Raw genomic sequence first — 15460 nt, 5'->3', positions numbered from 1 at the left:
CCAAGGGCCGCTGCTATGCTGATTGTCCGATCGTCTTTCCGGAAGTGGGGTGCAAGGGTTGTCCAGGGAATGTGTGTTTGACGGGTCTGATCCGTTCGCCATGCCCTTGGACGTGCCGTTCGTGCCCACCGGCGAGCGGGTGGTGCAGGCGATGCTCAAGCTGGCCGCTGTGGATGCCGGCGACGTGGTCTACGACCTGGGCTCGGGTGACGGCCGGATCGTGGTCGCCGCCGCCCGCGACCACGGCGCGCAGGCGGTGGGCGTGGAAATCGATCGCGTGCGGGTGGAGCGGGCCGAGGCATACGCGGCCCGGGCCGGGGTTGAAGACAGGGTCAGCTTCATCGAATACGACCTGTTCCACGCCGATTTCAGCCCGGCGACGGTGGTCACGATGTACCTGCTGCACAGCGTCAACCTGGACCTGCGCCCACGCCTGCTGGAGGAACTGCGGCCGGGGACGCGGGTGGTGTCGCACGACTTCGACATGGGCGACTGGAAGCCGGACCGCAAGATGTCCGCCGGCGGGGTTGCCATTTTCCTGTGGATGATCCCGGCCGGCGTGGCGGGCACCTGGGGCTGGCAGACATCGAACGGCCGGCGCTTCCGCGTACGCCTGCAGCAGACCTGGCAGCGGGTGGAGGGCGAGGCCTGGATCGACGACCAGCCGGCCAGGTTCAAGCGGGCGGTCCTGTGGGGTGACTGGCTTGAGCTGGTGCTGCGGCCCGCCGGCGCAGCCGTGCCCAAGTCCGTGTTCATGCGTTGCGGACGCGATCATTGGGTGGGCTTCAACGGCAACCACAAGGGCGCAGTGGCATCGCGCCTGTGCGCATGAGTGACCCTGCGCGCCAGCTCAGCGCAGGGTCAGGGCGAAGGCCAGCGCGTTGTTGAGCATGTGCAGGACCACGGCCGGCCCAAGCGAGCGCGTGCTCCGCACCAGCCAGCCTGCGAGCAGCCCGAGCGCGAGGTAGAACAGGAAGCGCGGCGGGTCATCGTGGATCACGGCGAACAGGACGGCCTGCAGCAGGTTGGCCCAGCCGAATGAGATGTGCCGCGCGATTCCGCCCAGGAGCATGCCGCGGAAGGCGATCTCTTCCCACAGCGGCCCGACCAGCACGACGGCGGCGAAGGCCAGCAGGATCTCCAGCGTGGTGCGTCCGCTGTTGACCAGTTCGGCCACCATCCGCACCTGCGCGGTGTCGGTGTCCGTGCCTTGGCCTTGGTGCCAGGCTGCAAGCAGTCCGCCAAGCACAAGCAGCACACCCCAGGCCAGCAGGATCCGCCACCACGCCCGGTGCAGCCGCGCCCAGCCGAAGCCGCCGGCGGTGCTGAAGCGCGCCAGCGGCAGGGCCAGCGCCGCCATGCATGCCAGGCCGCCCCACAGTCCGACCAGCATCAAGGTGCGGCCGCCCGGTTGCGGGTCCTCGGACAGCATCACCGACACGTCGTGAGGGGCCACGATTCCGAGCACCAGCATCGGCAGGACCAGCACGGCCGCCAGCGCCATCCAGGCGTGTCGCAGTCCGAAGGTCTGGTAGAGCGGCGTGCGTGCGCGCCCCGCGAGCCGCCGCAGCGCCCCGCGGTAGTGGACCGGGATCAGCAGCAGGCCCGGGACGAGAGCGAGGCCGAGGAGGATCGCCAGCAAGATGGCGAGCGACGGCCACAGGGCCGGCTGCAGCAGGCTGCCAGGAGATGCCGCGACCAGCCTGGCGAAGCGTTCGGCGTGCGCGACGAAGCCCTCGGCGCGGACCAGGTCGACCGCCGCGGCCGCCGTGCTCCAGTCGCCCGCCGCATGGGCCACGTCGAAGCGTGCGAGGGCCAGTTCATCGTCGTTCCCGTCGGTTGATGCGGCCAGCCGCTCCTGGGCGGCGTCGATCTCGCCGGCGCGAAGCAGGGCGCGCGCGGCGATGGCGGCGTCGACCGCGAAACCGTCCTGCTCCTGGCGGCGCAGTTCGCGAGCGGCGGCGCCCGGCGGCTGCAGCTGCATCGCCGCCTCCACGCGCCGCCCCGCCGCATGGCTGCCGCTGGCCGGGCCGGCGTTCTCGAGCAGGGCCAGCGCGCCGGCGTGATCGCCGGTACCGACAAGGTGGGTGACCGCGCGCGGCACCAGCGGGGACTCGCCCAGCTGCGCGGCCATGGTCGCCATCACCCCCTCGCGTTCGTCGTGCAGCTCCCAGTAGAGGGCGGTCGCGAGTCGCCTGCGCAGCTCGGGCGGCCAGTCGACGGACTCGGCGACCAGTGCGTCGGCCTGTCCGTCGGCATCGTGCAGGCGACCCATCTCCAGCATGTAGACGCGCACGATCGGGTGGTCCGGCGCGGCTGCCGCGATCGCGTCGATGCATTCGTCCAGCGCGTCGGGCGCACTGTCCACGTAGCGGCCGGTTTCCGCGTCGCTGAACGCGGCGATGAATTCGCAGCGCGCCACCGCGCGGGCGGCGTGGTCCGGGAGGGACGTGGGTCCGGCGTCGAAAAGACGCAGCTGCTGCTCGTACGCGGCCAGCATGTGCGCGTCGACCTCGCTGACCGACGCTTGCACCGGGTCGTCATCGGACCGGGCGTGCCAAGGCCAGCATGCAGCCGCGCAGAGCAGCGCCAGCAGCGCGATGCGAAACAGTCCCATCCCCATGGTGTTCCCCGCGTTCCCCTGTCGCGATGATAGCGCGGAGGCGGTTTGCCCCAAGGCCTGCGTTTCGCCGGACCTGCAGGCCGCGGCTTGGCCCGATTCCGGTCTGCCACGGGGTGCACTGGGGCACTGGGGTTTGCGGCTAGACTCGCGCCTGTCCCCCTTGGCGGGGGACGGGCGGGGGAGGGGAGATGAAACAGCTGTTGCGCAATATCGCCGCGGTGCCCGCGGGCATCGTTATCGGGAGCCTGGTCAACATGGCGATCGTGACCGGTGGCCCGATGCTGGTGCCACCGCCTGCCGGCGTGGACATGACGACCGCGGAAGGCCTCGCTGCGGGCATCCACCTGTTCCGGCCGGAGCACTTCGTGGTGCCGTTCCTGGCGCATGCGCTGGGCACGTTTGCCGGTGCCCTGGTGGCCTACCTGGTCGCGGCCAGTCGCAAGGCGGCCTTCGCATGGGTGATCGGCGTCGTGTTCCTGGCGGGCGGCGTGGCGGCGGCGTTCATGATCCCGGCGCCGGCGTGGTTCATCGCGCTGGATCTCGTGTTCGCGTACCTGCCGATGGCATGGCTGGGCATCGTGGCCGGGCGTCGCATGCTGCGTCGCGTCTAGCGGATCGTTGCCGGTCTTGGACAGCGCACGTACCCGATCGGAGCGCGACCCCTATCCCGACGCATTGCGCGCGTGCGCGCTGCTGGTCGTGGTGTTGGGACACTGGGTCGCCACCCTCCCGCGCCTGGTCGATGGCCAGCTGGTCGACACCGACCACCTGCTGGGCATCTGGGAGGCGGCCGGATTCCTGACCTGGGTGCTGCAGGTGGTGCCGCTGTTCGTGTTCGTGTCGGCCGCGGTCAGCGCCGATGGCGTGGCGCGACGGATGGAAGGCGGCGGACAGAAGCACTGGTGGGCGGCGCGCGCGCTCGGGCTGGCGCGGCCGACGGTGACCTACCTCGCGGTGCTGGTGGCGCTGGCGGCGTTCTCGCTCCTGACCGGCGGGCGCCTGCTCGGCGTGTTCAACCAGTCGCTCACCATCCACCTGTGGTTCCTGCTGATGCTGCTGACGGTGCAGGCGCTGCTGCCGTGGTGCCTGCGGCTGGACGTCCGTTTCGGACTGCGCGCGGTGGCGGGGCTGGTGGCGCTGGCGGCCGTGTTCGACGTGGTGCGCGCAGGCGCGACATCGCTTGATGCGCTGCGCTGGCTTGGCCGCGGCGTGTCGGAACATCCGGCCGGAATCGCATGGCTGAACATGCTGGTGGTCTGGCTGATCCCGCAGCAGCTGGGCATCGCGTGGAAGCGCGGGCGTTTCCGCGGCGTCGGCACCGGCATGGCGCTGCTGGTGCTGGGCGCGCTGTGGCTGGCGCTGGCAATGGCCAGCGGCTATCCGGTGGCGATGGTCGGCGTGGCCCTGGCCGGCAACAACATGCTGCCGCCCACGCTGGCGCTGATCGGCGTGATGTGGCTGCAGGTGGGCGCGGTGTTGTCCTTCGAGCCGCTGGCTCGTCGGCTGCTGGCGGGCCGCGCCCTGGGTCGCGTGATTGCCGTGCTCGGTGCGCTCGGGATGCCGCTGTACCTCTGGCACAAGCTGGCTGAACTCCCCGCTGCGTGGCTGGGCGAGAAACTCGGCCTGCCGATCGATGCGGGCGTGCCCGGGGAGCCGGGTTTCTGGCTGGGGCGGGCAGGGTGGATCGCGCTGTGCCTGCTGATGGTGGCGCCGGTGATCGCGCTGGTGCTGCGCTTCGAGCTGCGGCGTACGCGGGACGTGCCCGCTGTGCACGACATGTTGCCCATCCTGGCCGGTGGCGCAGCCCTGTACGCCGGGCTCGCCTCGGCGCTGGTGTGGGGCGTGTGGCCGGGCGCATTGGCCGGGCTGGCAGCGGTGTCCTTCGCGTCCTGGCGGCTTCGGGCACGCGGCGGCGTCAAGCCAGGTGGCGGCTGAACCAGTCGATCGTGCGCTCCCAGGCCAGCTTCGCCGCGGCCTCGTCGTAGCGCGGCGTCGAGTCGTTGTGGAAGCCGTGGTTGGTGCCGGGATAGAAGTGCGCCTCGTAGTCGCTGCCGGCCGCTTTCAGCGCGGCTTCGTACGCCGGCCAGGTGGCGTTGACGCGTTCGTCGTTCTCGGCGAAATGGATCAGCAGCGGCGCCTTGATGCGTGGCACGTCGGCCGGTTCGGCCTGGCGCCCGTAGAAGGGCACGGCCGCGGCGAGCTCGGGATACGCCACCGCTGCCGCGTTGGAGACGCCGCCCCCATAGCAGAAACCGGTGATGCCGACCTTGTCCGTGGTGCGCGCGTCGCGCAGCAGGAACTCGATGGCGGCAAAGAAGTCGTTCATCAGTTTTTCCGGATCGACCTGCTGCTGCAGCTCGCGGCCGCGGTCGTCGTTGCCCGGGTAGCCGCCAACCGAACTCAGGCCGTTGGGCGCGAGCGCCGCGAAGCCGGCCTTGGCCACGCGGCGGGCGACGTCTTCGATATAGGGATTGAGGCCGCGGTTCTCGTGCACCACCACCACGCCCGGCACGGGGGCCTGCGCCTTCGCCGGTATCACCAGGTAGCCGCGCACCTCGCCGTGGCCGTTGGGCGAGGGATAGGTGATGTAGTCGGCGACGATGTCCGGATCGGTGAACTGGACCTGCTGGGCGAGCGCATAGTCGGGCGTCAGCGCGGCAAGGGCGACGGCCGCGGTCATCCCGCCAATGGCGAGCGTGGCGGCGCGATCCAGGAACTGCCGCCGGTTGATGCGGCCGTGGACGTAGCCGTCGTAGAGCTCGAGCAGTTCTGGCGAGAAATCCTTCGCGGTGCGACGGGTCATGGCGGGCAGCTCCCTGGTGGCGGTGGCACGGCAACCTTACGCCTCGGGCGCGCCCGCATGCGGCTTGACCGGAGTCAAGGACGCCAAGAGGGGGAGGGCTGCATGATGCATTCCGCCGGGGTCGCCGGTGACCCCACAAGGAGATCCACATGCAGTTCGAACTGTCCGGCAAGGCCGACGCCGCCATGCTTTCCACCGCGATGCGCCCGCTCGATCCCGACGCAAAGATCGCGCTGGATCTCGAGAACGGCCGCCTGGAAGTGATCTCGAGCGCCAGCAGCGAGCAGATCGTGGCCGCGCTGCGCAAGGTGGGCTACGCCGCCGAGCCGCTCGTGCAAGAGCTGCATATCAGCGGTGGCAGCACCTGCTGCGGCGGCTGCAGCTGAGCCAAGGGTCTACACTCGCGCCTCCCTTGAAGAGGCGCACGCATGGCCCCCAATGCCACGATCTACCGGCTCGAGCTCCAGGTCAGCGACATGGACCGGCATTACTACGCCGGCCATGCCCTGACGCTCGCCCAGCATCCGTCCGAAACGCCCCTGCGCCTGATGGCGCGCGTGATCGCGTTCGCGCTGAATGCGCACGAGCGCCTGGAGTTCGGTCGCGGCCTGAGCAATGAAGAGGAACCCGACCTCTGGCTGCGCGACTACACCGGCGACGTCGAGCACTGGATCGACCTCGGCCAGCCCGATGAAAGCCGCATCCGCAAGGCCTGCGGCCGCGCCCGGCAGGTCACCGTGGTCAACTACAGCGGCGGCGCCGCGGACATCTGGTGGGACAAGGCCGCCAACAGCCTCGGGCGCCTGAAGAACCTTTCGGTCGTCAACCTCGAGCCGGCATCGGTGGAGGCCGCGGCCGGCCTGCTCGAGCGCAGCATGAACATGGGCGCGATGATCCAGGACGGCGAGCTGCAGCTCATCGCCGATCGCGGCGACGTGACCCTGAAGCCGCAGATGCGGATGGGTGTCGCGGCCGCCTGAGGGCGCAGTCCGGCGCTCACGTCCGGCGGACACCCGGTCTGGAATGATCGGCGCAGGCCCTCAGGAGCACGCGCCGTGTCCGACAGCCCGGTCAGCGGAGAGGTATCCAACAGCAAGCTTGCCGCGGTGTTCGACAGCGCCGGCGCTGCGCGCGATGCCGCCGCGGCGATGATCGCCGAGATCGGGCTGCAGCCCGCGCAGGTGAAGGTGATCGCGCCCGACGAGCCCGACGCCAATATCAAGCTCGAACCCGAGGGCGGCGGCATCTGGCGCACCATCGTCATTGCCCACGTGCGGCTGGGCATCCTCGGCGCCGTGCTGGGCGCAGCCGCCTTCGGGACCATGATGTGGATGGGCGTGCCCTTCGTGGCGCGCTCGCCGGTGGCGGCGGGCCTGGCGACGATCTTCTTTGGTGCCGTCGGCGGACTGTTCCTGGGCGGACTGGTTGCCATCCGACCCGACCACGACCGTTACGTGCAGGCCACCCACGACGCGATGGACGCGCACCGCACCACGGTCGTGGTGCATGCGCTGTCGCGCGACGAGCAGTCGCGGGCGAAGGAGTTCCTCGCCGCACGCGGAGGCGAGGTGACCGGCACGCTCTAGCAGCGCGTGCCCTGGCAGCGCGTGCCCACGATGGGGCCGCATCGGGAGAACGCGTCGGCGAGGTAGTCGATCATCACCCGCACCTTGGCCGGCGGGCGCCCGTCGGGCGGATACAGCACGTGGATGCCGCCAAGGTCCACCGCTGGCCTGTCGAGTTCCAGGGCCACGAGTTCGCCCCGCGACACGGCCTCGCCGACGATGAATCCCGGCTGGTAGATGACCCCCTGGCCGCGCACGGCCGCTTCCAGCAAGGCCTCGCCGTTGTTCGCCATCAGGTTGCCGCTGACCGGGACCCGGATCTCGCCGTTGCTGCCGAAGGCCCAGTGGTCGCGCCCCTGCGAGGCAGACAGCGTGTACCCGAGGCAGTTGTGCTGGATGAGCTCGGCGACCCGCCGCGGAACGCCGCGCCGGTCCAGGTAGTCGGGTGCCGCGCAGACCAGCATCGGGCTTTCGCCCAGTCGGCGCGCCTGCAGCGGACTGTCGGCCAGGCGGCCGATGCGGATCGCCAGGTCCCAATTGCCGGCGATGATGTCGAGTTCGGCGTCGCTCAGGCCGAGTTCCACCGACACTTCCGGGTGGCGTCGGCTGAACTCCGGCATCAAGGGGGCCACGAAGCCGCGGCCGAACGACAGCGGCACGTTCATCCGCAGCAGGCCGCTCGCTTTCACGCGCTGCGATGCGGCAGCCGCCTCGGCTTCGTCGATCTCCGGAAGGATCCGCAGGCAGGCCTCGAGATAGTTGGCGCCGGCTTCGGTCAGGGCCAGCCGGCGAGTGCTGCGGTGGAACAGCTTCACGCCCAGCCGTGCTTCCAGGGCATTGACGTGCTTGGTGGCCATGGCCGGCGACATGCCGAGATGGCGCGCGGCCGCCGACAGGCTGCCGTCGCTGGCGGCGCGCACGAAGACGCGCATGCTGGTGATCCGGTCCACGGCGGCAATCTAACACTCCGAGCGGGAAGTATTGTTCGATTCTGGCCGGTTCTCTGCCTAAGGGGTGGAGCCCATACTGTGTGCCATGACCACGAACATTCCCTCCGCGAGCTCCATCGGCAGCACATCCGCTGTGACCGGCGGCGTGCGCATGCCCGTCTTCTTCGTCCCCCACGGTGCCGGCCCCTGCTTCTTCATGGACTGGAACCCGGCCGATACCTGGGACCGCATGGCCGCCTTCCTCAAGGGCGTCGCCGGCACCCTGCCGGCCACGCCGCGCGCGATCGTGCTGGTCTCCGGCCACTGGCTGGAGCTCGGCTTCAGCGTCACCGGAAGCGCCCGGCCTTCCCTGATCTACGACTACAGCGGCTTCCCGCCGCATACCTATGAGCTGACGTACCCGGCGCCTGGCGAGTCGGTCCTGGCCGAACGCATCGTGCAGCTGCTTGGCGAGGCGGGCGCGCAGGCGCGCGTGGATCCGCAGCGCGGCCATGACCACGGCGTGTTCATCCCGTTGAAGCTGATGTTCCCCAAGGCGGAGGTGCCGGTGGTGCAGCTTTCGCTGCGCCGCGACATGGATCCGGCCGCGCACATCGAGGCCGGTCGCGCCCTCGCCGCGCTGCGCGACGAGGGCGTGCTGATCGTCGGCAGCGGCATGAGCTTCCACAACATGCGTGGCTACGGTGACCCGCGCTACACACCGGTGTCGGCAACGTTCGACGAATGGCTGACGGCGGCGGTTGCAAGCGAAACGCCACGGCGCGAGGCCATGCTGCGCGAGTGGGCAGCCGCGCCGCACGCCCGCGACAGCCATCCCCCGGGCGGCGAGGAGCACCTGCTTCCGCTGCTGGTCGCCGCCGGCGCGGGCGCCGGCTCCGAAGGCTGCAAGGTCTATTCGGAGGAAGTCATGAAGACCACCCTTTCCGCATTCCGCTTTGGCTGATCCGCAGCCAAGCCCGCTACAGGAGACTCCCCCATGAAGATCGATCTTTCCGGCAAGCGCGCCATCGTCACCGGATCCAGCGGCGGCATCGGACTGGCCATCGCCACCGGCCTGTCGAAGGCCGGCGCGGCCGTCACCATCGTCGGCCGCATCCAGGGGCGCGTGGACGAAGCGCTGGCCAAGCTGCGCCGGGACGGCGGTCGCGACGATGCCAGCGGCGTGGTGGCCGATGTCGGCACCGCCAAAGGCTGCAGCGCCCTGGTGGGGGCGCGCCCAGACGCGGACATCCTCGTCAACAACCTCGGCATCTATGGTGCGCGCGAATTCTTCGACATCGACGATGCGCTCTGGGACGAGTACTGGCAGGTGAACGTGATGAGCGGCGTGCGCCTGGCCCGCCACTATGCGAAGGGCATGCGCGATCGCGGCTGGGGCCGGATTCAGTTCGTGTCCAGCGAGTCGGCGCTCAACATCCCCACCGAGATGGTCCACTACGGCGCCAGCAAGGCCGCGCTGCAGGGCCTGTCGCGCGGCCTGGCCAAGGTGCTGGCGGGCACCGGGGTCACCGTCAACACCATCCTGCCTGGCCCGACACGCACCGAGGGTGGCGTGCGGATGATGGCCGACCTGGCCGCGGAGCGCGGCGTGACCCCGGCGGAGATGGAAGGCCTGTTCCTGGCCGAGAACCGTCCGTCGAACCTGCTGGGTCGCTTCGCGGATCCGGACGAGGTCGCCAACCTCAGCGTGTACGCGGCGTCGCTGCAGGCGAGCGCCACGACGGGTGCCGCGCTGCGCGTTGATGGCGGCACGGTCGAGACGATTGCCTGAACCCTACGGATTCCAAGGAGCAACAGATCATGAAGAAGCGCAGGCTCGGCCGCAGTGGCCCTGAAATTTCACCCCTCGTATTCGGCGGCAACGTCTTCGGCTGGACCGCCGATGAAGCCACCTCGTTCGCGCTGCTCGACCGCTTCACCGGACGCGGCTTCAATGCCATCGACACAGCCGATGTCTACTCGGCGTGGGCCCCGGGCCTGTCGGGTGGCGAATCGGAAACCGTGATCGGCAACTGGCTGGCGAAGCGCGGCCGCCGCGACGATGTGGTGCTGATGACCAAGGTCGGGAAGCTGGCATCGCGCGAGGGCCTGTCGGCGGACAACATCCAGGCGGCGGTGGAGGAGTCGCTGAAGCGCCTGCGTACCGATTATCTCGATGTCTACTTCGCCCACGCCGACGATTCGACCGTGCCGCTGGAGGAAACGCTCACCGCGTTCTCGAAGCTGGTCGAGGCCGGCAAGGTCCGCACGATCGGCGCGTCGAACTATTCGGTCGAACGCATGCGCGAGGCACTGCAGGTGTCCAGCGACGAGGGCCTGTCCCGCTACGAAGTGATGCAGCCCGGATACAGCCTGTACGACCGCGCCGGCTACGAGTCCGGGCTGGCCGCCGTGGCGCAGGAAAACGATATCGGCGTGGTGAGTTACTTCTCGCTCGCCAGCGGCTTCCTGACCGGCAAGTACCGCAGCGTCGAGGATCTGGAAGGCACCGCGCGCGCCGGCTTCCTCAAGGGCTATTTCGATGAGCGCGGCATGAAGCTTCTCGAAGTCCTGCGCACGGTCGCAGCCGACGTCGCTGCCACGCCCGCGCAGGTCTCCCTTGCGTGGCTGATGGCGCGTCCGAACGTCACGCCCATCGCCAGTGCCACCAGTCTGGAGCAGCTTGACGACATCATGGCCGCGGCGGAGCTGCACCTGCCGGTGTCCGCAATGGAGGCCCTGGAACAGGCGTCGGCCTGATCTCCATGGAATGGCGGTAAGGTTGGCCTTGCTGCTATTCCGGCCCGCCAGCAGTCCAGCAAGCCAAGGAGATCCCATGAGTCGTGATACCAGGGAACGCTACGGAACCGTTTCGCGCCTGCTGCACTGGGGCGTGGCCCTGCTGGTGGTCTGGCAGGTGCTCAAGATCTTCGACCGCATCGACGATGGCGAGCACTGGGTCGGCCAGACCCTGGTGCCCTGGCATATCTCGATCGGCTTCCTGATCCTGCTGCTGATGCTGTTGCGCATCGTGTGGGCGCTGCGCAACCAGGGCAACCGCCCGCCGGCACCGCCGCCGAAGATGCTCGGCCTTGTCGCCAAGGCGGGCCACTTCGCGCTGTACGCGGCTCTCGTGCTGATGCCGGTGACCGGCATCAGCATCATGATCGGCAATGGCTACGGATTGACCGTCTTCGGCATGGAGCTGGTGGCGCAAGGCGCCGAGATCCCCTGGCTGGCCACCTTCGGCGGAGTCCTGCATTCGCCAGTCGCGTGGCTGCTGCTGGCCATGGTGATCGGCCATGCGGTGATGGCGCTGGTCCACCGCTTCGTCAAGAAGGATGGCGTGCTGCAGCGGATGCTTTGACCCGCGCGTACCGGCCGGCCAAGGCCCGTGACCTGGATCAGGGCCGTGGCCGATGCCGGCCGGGATAATCGGGATCGTCCCCTCCAAGGAGCCGAACCATGCCGGTCCGATACACGCAGGTGTCCAACAGCATCCTCGACGCCGTGCACGACACGCCCATGCTCGAACTCGAGGACGGCATCTTCGCCAAGTGCGAATTCCTCAACCCCTCCGGGTCGATCAAGGCGCGCATCGCCTCGTACATCATCGGTCGCGCGGAGAAGGAAGGGCTGATCAAGCCCGGCGACACCATCGTCGAGGCCACCAGCGGCAACACCGGCAACGCGTTCTCGATGGTCGCGGCGGTCAAGGGTTACCGCATGATCGTGGTCATGCCCGAAGGCCTGTCCAGCGAGCGGGTGGCGATTTCCCGCGCGTTTGGCGCCGAGGTGCTGCTGTGCGGCAACTTCCACGTCAACGAAGCGCTGGAGCGCGCACGCGAACTCGGCCAGCGCCCGGGCTTCTTCTTCCCCGGCCAGTTCGAGTCGGAGTGGAACGTGCAGGAAAACCGCGAGATCCTGGGTCCGGAGATCCTGGCCCAGCTGCCCGCAGGTCGCGTGCCGGATGCCTTCGTGCACGGCGTCGGCACCGGTGGCACCCTGATCGGCGTCGGCCAGGCGTTCCGCAGGGTGAACCCCGACGTACGCCTGTTCGCGATGGAGCCGTCGGAGTCGCGCACGCTGCTGTGCGGCGAAGTGGACCTGCATGGCATCGAAGGCATTTCCGACGGCTTCGTCCCCGGCATCTTCGCCCGCCACCGCGACCAGGTCAGCGACTTCCTGAGCGTGTCGAGCACTGACGCCGTGGCCGAGATGCGCAAGCTGGCCCGCACGCGCGGCCTGCTGTGCGGGCCCAGCTCCGGGGCGCACCTCATCGCCGCCCGTCGTATCCGCGAGCTCTTCCCGGAGTTGAAGACCGTGGTCACCGTGCTTGCCGACAAGGGCGAGAAGTACCTCAACGACTTCTACATGTCGGCTGCCGAGCCGGCGTCACCGCCGCTGCACTGATCGGGGGCTGCGCCGCAAGGCGTCGGCTCGCCGCGCCGCTGCCGCTGCCGACCACTCGATCGCATCCACCAGCTCACAGGTCTTCGGGAGAGCCAATGAAGCATGTCGCCTGCTGTCTGTTCCTGCTGCCGGAAGACATCAACAGGAAAGCCCAGGCCCTGATCGAGGAGTTCCGTGCACGGGAGTTGGAATACGATGCGACAACCGCGCATGGAGCGACGCAGGGAGCGCGGTTCTAGGTCGATAACAGACCTCGGATGCTGGAGTCGGAAGAACGCTTCTCAAACGTGCGGGCAGGCGCCCTGCATCACGGCGACGCGCCGGAATCGAACACCGGCTCGAACCCGCCCCACATCATGCGCTTGCCGTCGAAGGGCATCTCCGGCATGCCGGCGCCTTCCATCTCGGCCTCCATGGCCTTGTTCGCGGCATCGCAGGTGTCGCGATCCGGCCAGGCGATCCAGCTGAACACCGGTACTTCGCCTTCGACGGCCTGGGCAGCGCGGTAGAAGTCGGTGCGCTTGCCATGCGGAACGTCTTCTCCCCAGGCCTCGACCATGGCCAAGGCGCCGAGCCGGGCGAACATCTGCCAGCCCTCGTCGGCCATGGCGACATAGGTTTCCTGGTTTTCCCCGGGCACGGCGAGCGCGAAGCCCTGGTAATAGCCACCGCTCGCAGGTTCGCCCTGCGAGTACACCGGTGTGAAACCGCCGTAGATCATGCGGCTGCCGTCGAACGGCATCTCCGGCAACACCGCCATCGCCGAGTCCTGTTCCATTTTCTGCCATGCGGCATCGGAGGCGGCCCGGTCGGGCCAGGCGATCCACGAGAACACGACGGTCTCGTCATCCCCGGCCTCGACGGCGCGATGGAGGTCGGTGAGCTTCCCGTGGGGCACGTCCACGCCCCAGGTCTCGACCATGCGTTCGGCGCCGTACTTCTGGAACACGCGCCAAGTGGCAGCGGCGTGGTCGATGTAGTCCTGCTTGCGGGCGGTGGGAACCGCGACGATCGTGCCGGTGTAGTAGGGCATGTGGCGTCTCCTGGGCGTCGGGGAAGGGCAGCCCTGCACGGGCCTGCCGATGCGCCGACAAAGTAATCCCGGAGATGTTTCGCCGGCGTTAACCGGACGAAGACTGCAGGGAGGCTAGCGCAGCGTGGCGGTCGTGGTGGCCGGCCTGCGGCATCCCGGCTGCTCGAACCAGTCCACCACCAGCGGCATCAGCGCGTCGAGTTGCATCGGCAGGCTCAGGTGGTCCTGGCCGGGGATCTCGACGTAACGCGCGTGCGGCGACGACGCGGCCAGCGCGCGGCCATGTTCGACGGGGACGTGGCGGTCGGCATCGCCGTGGACCAGCAGCGGGCAGGGCACGTGCGCAAGCGCGGCGCCAACGTCGACGTTGTCCAGGGACAGCTCCAGGGTGCTGTCGGCCTGCTCGATCGCGTCATCCAGCACGGCATCGCTCAGGCGCCATTTCAGCCACTGCCGGGTCAGCCAGGCAGAAGGCGGCGCGGGGGCGTCGGTGAGCATGTAGGGCACCATGTCGCGGATCGCGGTGCCGGCGACGGCGAAGGATTCCATGGCCACCACGCTGTCGGCCTGCAGGTGCGGGTCGGCGCCGGCGAAGATCGCGGTGGCGGCGCCGTAGGACACGCCCAGCAGGTGCAGCGGACCGACGATCTCGCCGCGCTGGCGCAAGGCGGTGACCACGTCGACCACGTCGTCCGCCTCGCGCGTGCCGTAGCCGGAAGGGCCCTCGCCCGAGCGGCCGTGGTTGCGCAGGTCGATGGTGATCGTGCGGTAGCCGGCCTCGCCCAGGCGCAGCGCCCAGGGCAGCATGGAATCGCCGTGCATCATCCACCCGTGCAGCAGCACCACGGTGCCGCGCGGCGCGGAGGCAGGCGTGGACGGGACGTCGAAATCGAGCGTGGGAAAGGTGTCGGCCACGGTCAGGCCCTGCGGCCAGGACATGCGCAGGTCGTAGTTGCCGGGATCGATAGCGCGCCAGAAGACGGCGATGCCGTCGCCGGTGGTGACGTGGCCGCTGCGGTCGTGCAGGCGGGACAGGGCGGCGTTGATCGGGCCGGACGGCAGCAGCGACGAGGTGCCGCCGGGCGCGACCAGGCGCGATGCCAGCGCCGCGGACAGTCCTGGCCAGGAGGTGAAACCCGCCGCCAGCAGGCAGGCGGCGAGGAGGGCGGCGATGCGGAGCATGTGAACCACGGCTGGAATCGGCCTTTCAGGCTACCGGCCCGCCGCGTGGCTGCTCTACCTTGCTGCGATGACACAGTCATGACAGCTGGCTGGCCATTCAGGAATCGCCCGCGTCGCAGATGCGCTACGCGGGCGACAGGTGTCGCGGATGCCGAGCGGCATCAGTTGACGCTGATCGTGCCCTTCATCAGCGCTGCATGGCCCGGGAAGCTGCAGAAGAACTGGTAGGGACCACCGGTCTTGATCTTGGCCACGTCGAAGGTCACCGAGGTGCTTTCGCCGCCGCCGACCATGTCCGTGGCCGCGATGACGCGGCTGTCGCCGGCCTTGAGGTAGCCCGCTGCTGCGCCGGTGGAAATGCCGTCGGCGGCGACGCCGGCCATGTCGGACGACGTGGTGACCACGACGTTGTGGCCCATCGCCGCTTCCGGCAGGCGGCCGGTATGGGTGAGGTTGATGGTGAATTCGGCGCAGCTCGACGGCACGCTGATCGACGACAGGTTGAACTGCATCATGTCGTTGCCTTCGATGTCGACGGCGCAGCTGGTGGCGCTGGCTGCGGCATCACCGGCAGCGGTGTCGGCGGTTGCGGGTGACTCGGCGGGTTCGCCCGGGTCGCCGGGCCCAGCCATGGAGCCGTCCGCTGGAACCTGGTCCATCGGGGCGTCGGTACCCGGGGCGGGAACCGCCGTAGCGGCATCTTCGGCCGGGGTGGTGGCGGGGGCCGGTGCGGCTGCGGTGTCCTGGGTCTGTGACGGCTCGCCGCCACAGGCGGACAGGGCCAGTGCGCAGGCGGCGGCAAGCAGGGAAGCGTGGAGTTTCATCGTGCACCTCGTGCGTGGGAAATTGGGAACCATGATGGACCTTCGTGGTCTTTCGCGCGCGTGAAGGCGCGCGGCCGGCGCGGCCGGA

17 protein-coding genes and 2 pseudogenes are annotated in these 15460 nt (G+C 69.2%); 12 read left to right on the top strand and 7 right to left on the bottom strand.

What is annotated here, in order from left to right:
- Positions 1-100: 100 nt before the first annotated feature.
- On the top strand, positions 101-832 hold the full coding sequence (locus tag ACW5F0_RS04425; RefSeq protein WP_456964805.1) for an SAM-dependent methyltransferase: 732 nt from the start codon (positions 101-103) through the stop codon (positions 830-832).
- A gap of 18 nt (positions 833-850) precedes the next feature.
- Here the strand turns inward: ACW5F0_RS04425 and ACW5F0_RS04420 are convergent, their stop codons facing one another.
- A complete protein-coding gene (locus ACW5F0_RS04420) occupies positions 851-2617 on the bottom strand; it encodes a CPBP family intramembrane glutamic endopeptidase (protein ID WP_456999113.1) in 1767 nt (588 codons plus the stop codon).
- Between the two features lie 194 nt (positions 2618-2811).
- On the opposite strand from ACW5F0_RS04420, the gene ACW5F0_RS04415 reads away from it, so the two are divergent.
- Both ACW5F0_RS04415 and ACW5F0_RS04410 read left to right on the top strand, forming a co-directional pair.
- A complete protein-coding gene (locus tag ACW5F0_RS04415; protein WP_456964803.1) occupies positions 2812-3234 on the top strand; it encodes a hypothetical protein in 423 nt (140 codons plus the stop codon).
- Between the two features lie 16 nt (positions 3235-3250).
- Complete coding sequence (locus ACW5F0_RS04410) at positions 3251-4558, top strand: acyltransferase family protein (RefSeq protein WP_456999112.1); 1308 nt, start codon at positions 3251-3253, stop codon at positions 4556-4558.
- Here ACW5F0_RS04410 and yghX read toward each other — a convergent pair.
- Complete coding sequence (yghX, locus tag ACW5F0_RS04405; protein ID WP_456999111.1) at positions 4539-5426, bottom strand: YghX family hydrolase; 888 nt, start codon at positions 5424-5426, stop codon at positions 4539-4541. The genes ACW5F0_RS04410 and yghX overlap by 20 nt on opposite strands.
- Positions 5427-5575: 149 nt before the next feature.
- Between yghX and ACW5F0_RS04400 the strand changes: the two genes are divergently transcribed.
- The 3 genes from ACW5F0_RS04400 to ACW5F0_RS04390 all read left to right on the top strand — a co-directional run bounded on the left by ACW5F0_RS04400 (position 5576) and on the right by ACW5F0_RS04390 (position 7012).
- On the top strand, positions 5576-5812 hold the full coding sequence (locus ACW5F0_RS04400; RefSeq protein ID WP_456964800.1) for a hypothetical protein: 237 nt from the start codon (positions 5576-5578) through the stop codon (positions 5810-5812).
- A gap of 42 nt (positions 5813-5854) precedes the next feature.
- Positions 5855-6406, top strand: a complete 552-nt coding sequence (locus ACW5F0_RS04395; RefSeq protein WP_456964799.1) for a YaeQ family protein — start codon at positions 5855-5857, stop codon at positions 6404-6406.
- Between the two features lie 75 nt (positions 6407-6481).
- The gene (locus ACW5F0_RS04390) at positions 6482-7012 is read left to right on the top strand and encodes a hypothetical protein (protein WP_456964798.1); all 531 of its coding nucleotides are present in this window, start codon (positions 6482-6484) and stop codon (positions 7010-7012) included.
- On the opposite strand, the gene ACW5F0_RS04385 is transcribed toward ACW5F0_RS04390, so the two are convergent.
- Positions 7009-7941, bottom strand: coding sequence for a LysR family transcriptional regulator (locus ACW5F0_RS04385; protein ID WP_456999110.1), 933 nt, complete (start codon positions 7939-7941; stop codon positions 7009-7011). The two genes, ACW5F0_RS04390 and ACW5F0_RS04385, sit on opposite strands and share 4 nt — an antisense overlap.
- A gap of 85 nt (positions 7942-8026) precedes the next feature.
- Here ACW5F0_RS04385 and ACW5F0_RS04380 point away from each other — a divergent pair, with 85 nt between their 5' ends.
- The 6 genes from ACW5F0_RS04380 (at position 8027) to ACW5F0_RS04355 (ending at position 12572) form a co-directional block, all read left to right on the top strand.
- A complete protein-coding gene (locus ACW5F0_RS04380) occupies positions 8027-8884 on the top strand; it encodes a DODA-type extradiol aromatic ring-opening family dioxygenase (RefSeq protein WP_456999109.1) in 858 nt (285 codons plus the stop codon).
- Between the two features lie 33 nt (positions 8885-8917).
- Positions 8918-9712, top strand: coding sequence for an SDR family NAD(P)-dependent oxidoreductase (locus tag ACW5F0_RS04375; RefSeq protein WP_456999108.1), 795 nt, complete (start codon positions 8918-8920; stop codon positions 9710-9712).
- 26 nt (positions 9713-9738) lie between these two features.
- Positions 9739-10680: an aldo/keto reductase gene (locus tag ACW5F0_RS04370; RefSeq protein ID WP_456999164.1), complete on the top strand. Its 942-nt coding sequence runs from the start codon at positions 9739-9741 to the stop codon at positions 10678-10680.
- 76 nt (positions 10681-10756) lie between these two features.
- On the top strand, positions 10757-11287 hold the full coding sequence (locus ACW5F0_RS04365) for a cytochrome b (protein ID WP_456964794.1): 531 nt from the start codon (positions 10757-10759) through the stop codon (positions 11285-11287).
- Between the two features lie 98 nt (positions 11288-11385).
- Positions 11386-12333 carry a PLP-dependent cysteine synthase family protein gene (locus ACW5F0_RS04360; RefSeq protein WP_456999107.1) on the top strand — a complete coding sequence of 316 codons (948 nt, stop codon included), beginning with the start codon at positions 11386-11388 and terminating at the stop codon, positions 12331-12333.
- 95 nt (positions 12334-12428) lie between these two features.
- Positions 12429-12572 carry a hypothetical protein gene (locus ACW5F0_RS04355; RefSeq protein ID WP_456964792.1) on the top strand — a complete coding sequence of 48 codons (144 nt, stop codon included), beginning with the start codon at positions 12429-12431 and terminating at the stop codon, positions 12570-12572.
- A 68-nt stretch (positions 12573-12640) separates the two neighbouring features.
- Here ACW5F0_RS04355 and ACW5F0_RS04350 read toward each other — a convergent pair.
- The 4 genes and pseudogenes from ACW5F0_RS04350 to azu form a co-directional block, all read right to left on the bottom strand.
- Positions 12641-12985: pseudogene (locus tag ACW5F0_RS04350) on the bottom strand (DUF1428 domain-containing protein); the annotation flags it as partial.
- Between the two features lie 21 nt (positions 12986-13006).
- Positions 13007-13366 (bottom strand): annotated as a pseudogene (locus tag ACW5F0_RS04345) (DUF1428 domain-containing protein); the annotation flags it as partial.
- Positions 13367-13480: 114 nt separating this feature from the next.
- Entirely contained in the window at positions 13481-14548 is a 1068-nt protein-coding gene (locus ACW5F0_RS04340) for an alpha/beta hydrolase (protein ID WP_456964791.1), read from the bottom strand.
- Positions 14549-14709: 161 nt separating this feature from the next.
- On the bottom strand, positions 14710-15372 hold the full coding sequence (azu, locus tag ACW5F0_RS04335) for an azurin (RefSeq protein WP_456964790.1): 663 nt from the start codon (positions 15370-15372) through the stop codon (positions 14710-14712).
- Between the last annotated feature and the right edge of the window lie 88 nt (positions 15373-15460).

This window comes from Luteimonas sp. A534 (genome assembly GCF_054072805.1).
The sequence above is the reverse complement of the archived record's forward strand: the minus strand, read 5'-3'. Positions and strand labels throughout refer to the sequence as shown.

Bases quoted from the DNA above. Each gene is read 5' to 3' on its own strand.
- ACW5F0_RS04380 (WP_456999109.1), top strand. From the start codon at position 8,027: ATGACCACGAACATTCCCTCCGCGAGCTCCATCGGCAGCACATCCGCT.
- ACW5F0_RS04365 (WP_456964794.1), top strand. From the start codon at position 10,757: ATGAGTCGTGATACCAGGGAACGCTACGGAACCGTTTCGCGCCTGCTG.
- ACW5F0_RS04415 (WP_456964803.1), top strand. From the start codon at position 2,812: ATGAAACAGCTGTTGCGCAATATCGCCGCGGTGCCCGCGGGCATCGTT.
- ACW5F0_RS04425 (WP_456964805.1), top strand. From the start codon at position 101: ATGCCCTTGGACGTGCCGTTCGTGCCCACCGGCGAGCGGGTGGTGCAG.
- yghX (WP_456999111.1), bottom strand. From the start codon at position 5,426: ATGACCCGTCGCACCGCGAAGGATTTCTCGCCAGAACTGCTCGAGCTC.
- ACW5F0_RS04360 (WP_456999107.1), top strand. From the start codon at position 11,386: ATGCCGGTCCGATACACGCAGGTGTCCAACAGCATCCTCGACGCCGTG.
- ACW5F0_RS04340 (WP_456964791.1), bottom strand. From the start codon at position 14,548: ATGCTCCGCATCGCCGCCCTCCTCGCCGCCTGCCTGCTGGCGGCGGGT.
- ACW5F0_RS04355 (WP_456964792.1), top strand. From the start codon at position 12,429: ATGAAGCATGTCGCCTGCTGTCTGTTCCTGCTGCCGGAAGACATCAAC.
- azu (WP_456964790.1), bottom strand. From the start codon at position 15,372: ATGAAACTCCACGCTTCCCTGCTTGCCGCCGCCTGCGCACTGGCCCTG.
- ACW5F0_RS04395 (WP_456964799.1), top strand. From the start codon at position 5,855: ATGGCCCCCAATGCCACGATCTACCGGCTCGAGCTCCAGGTCAGCGAC.
- ACW5F0_RS04400 (WP_456964800.1), top strand. From the start codon at position 5,576: ATGCAGTTCGAACTGTCCGGCAAGGCCGACGCCGCCATGCTTTCCACC.
- ACW5F0_RS04375 (WP_456999108.1), top strand. From the start codon at position 8,918: ATGAAGATCGATCTTTCCGGCAAGCGCGCCATCGTCACCGGATCCAGC.
- ACW5F0_RS04420 (WP_456999113.1), bottom strand. From the start codon at position 2,617: ATGGGACTGTTTCGCATCGCGCTGCTGGCGCTGCTCTGCGCGGCTGCA.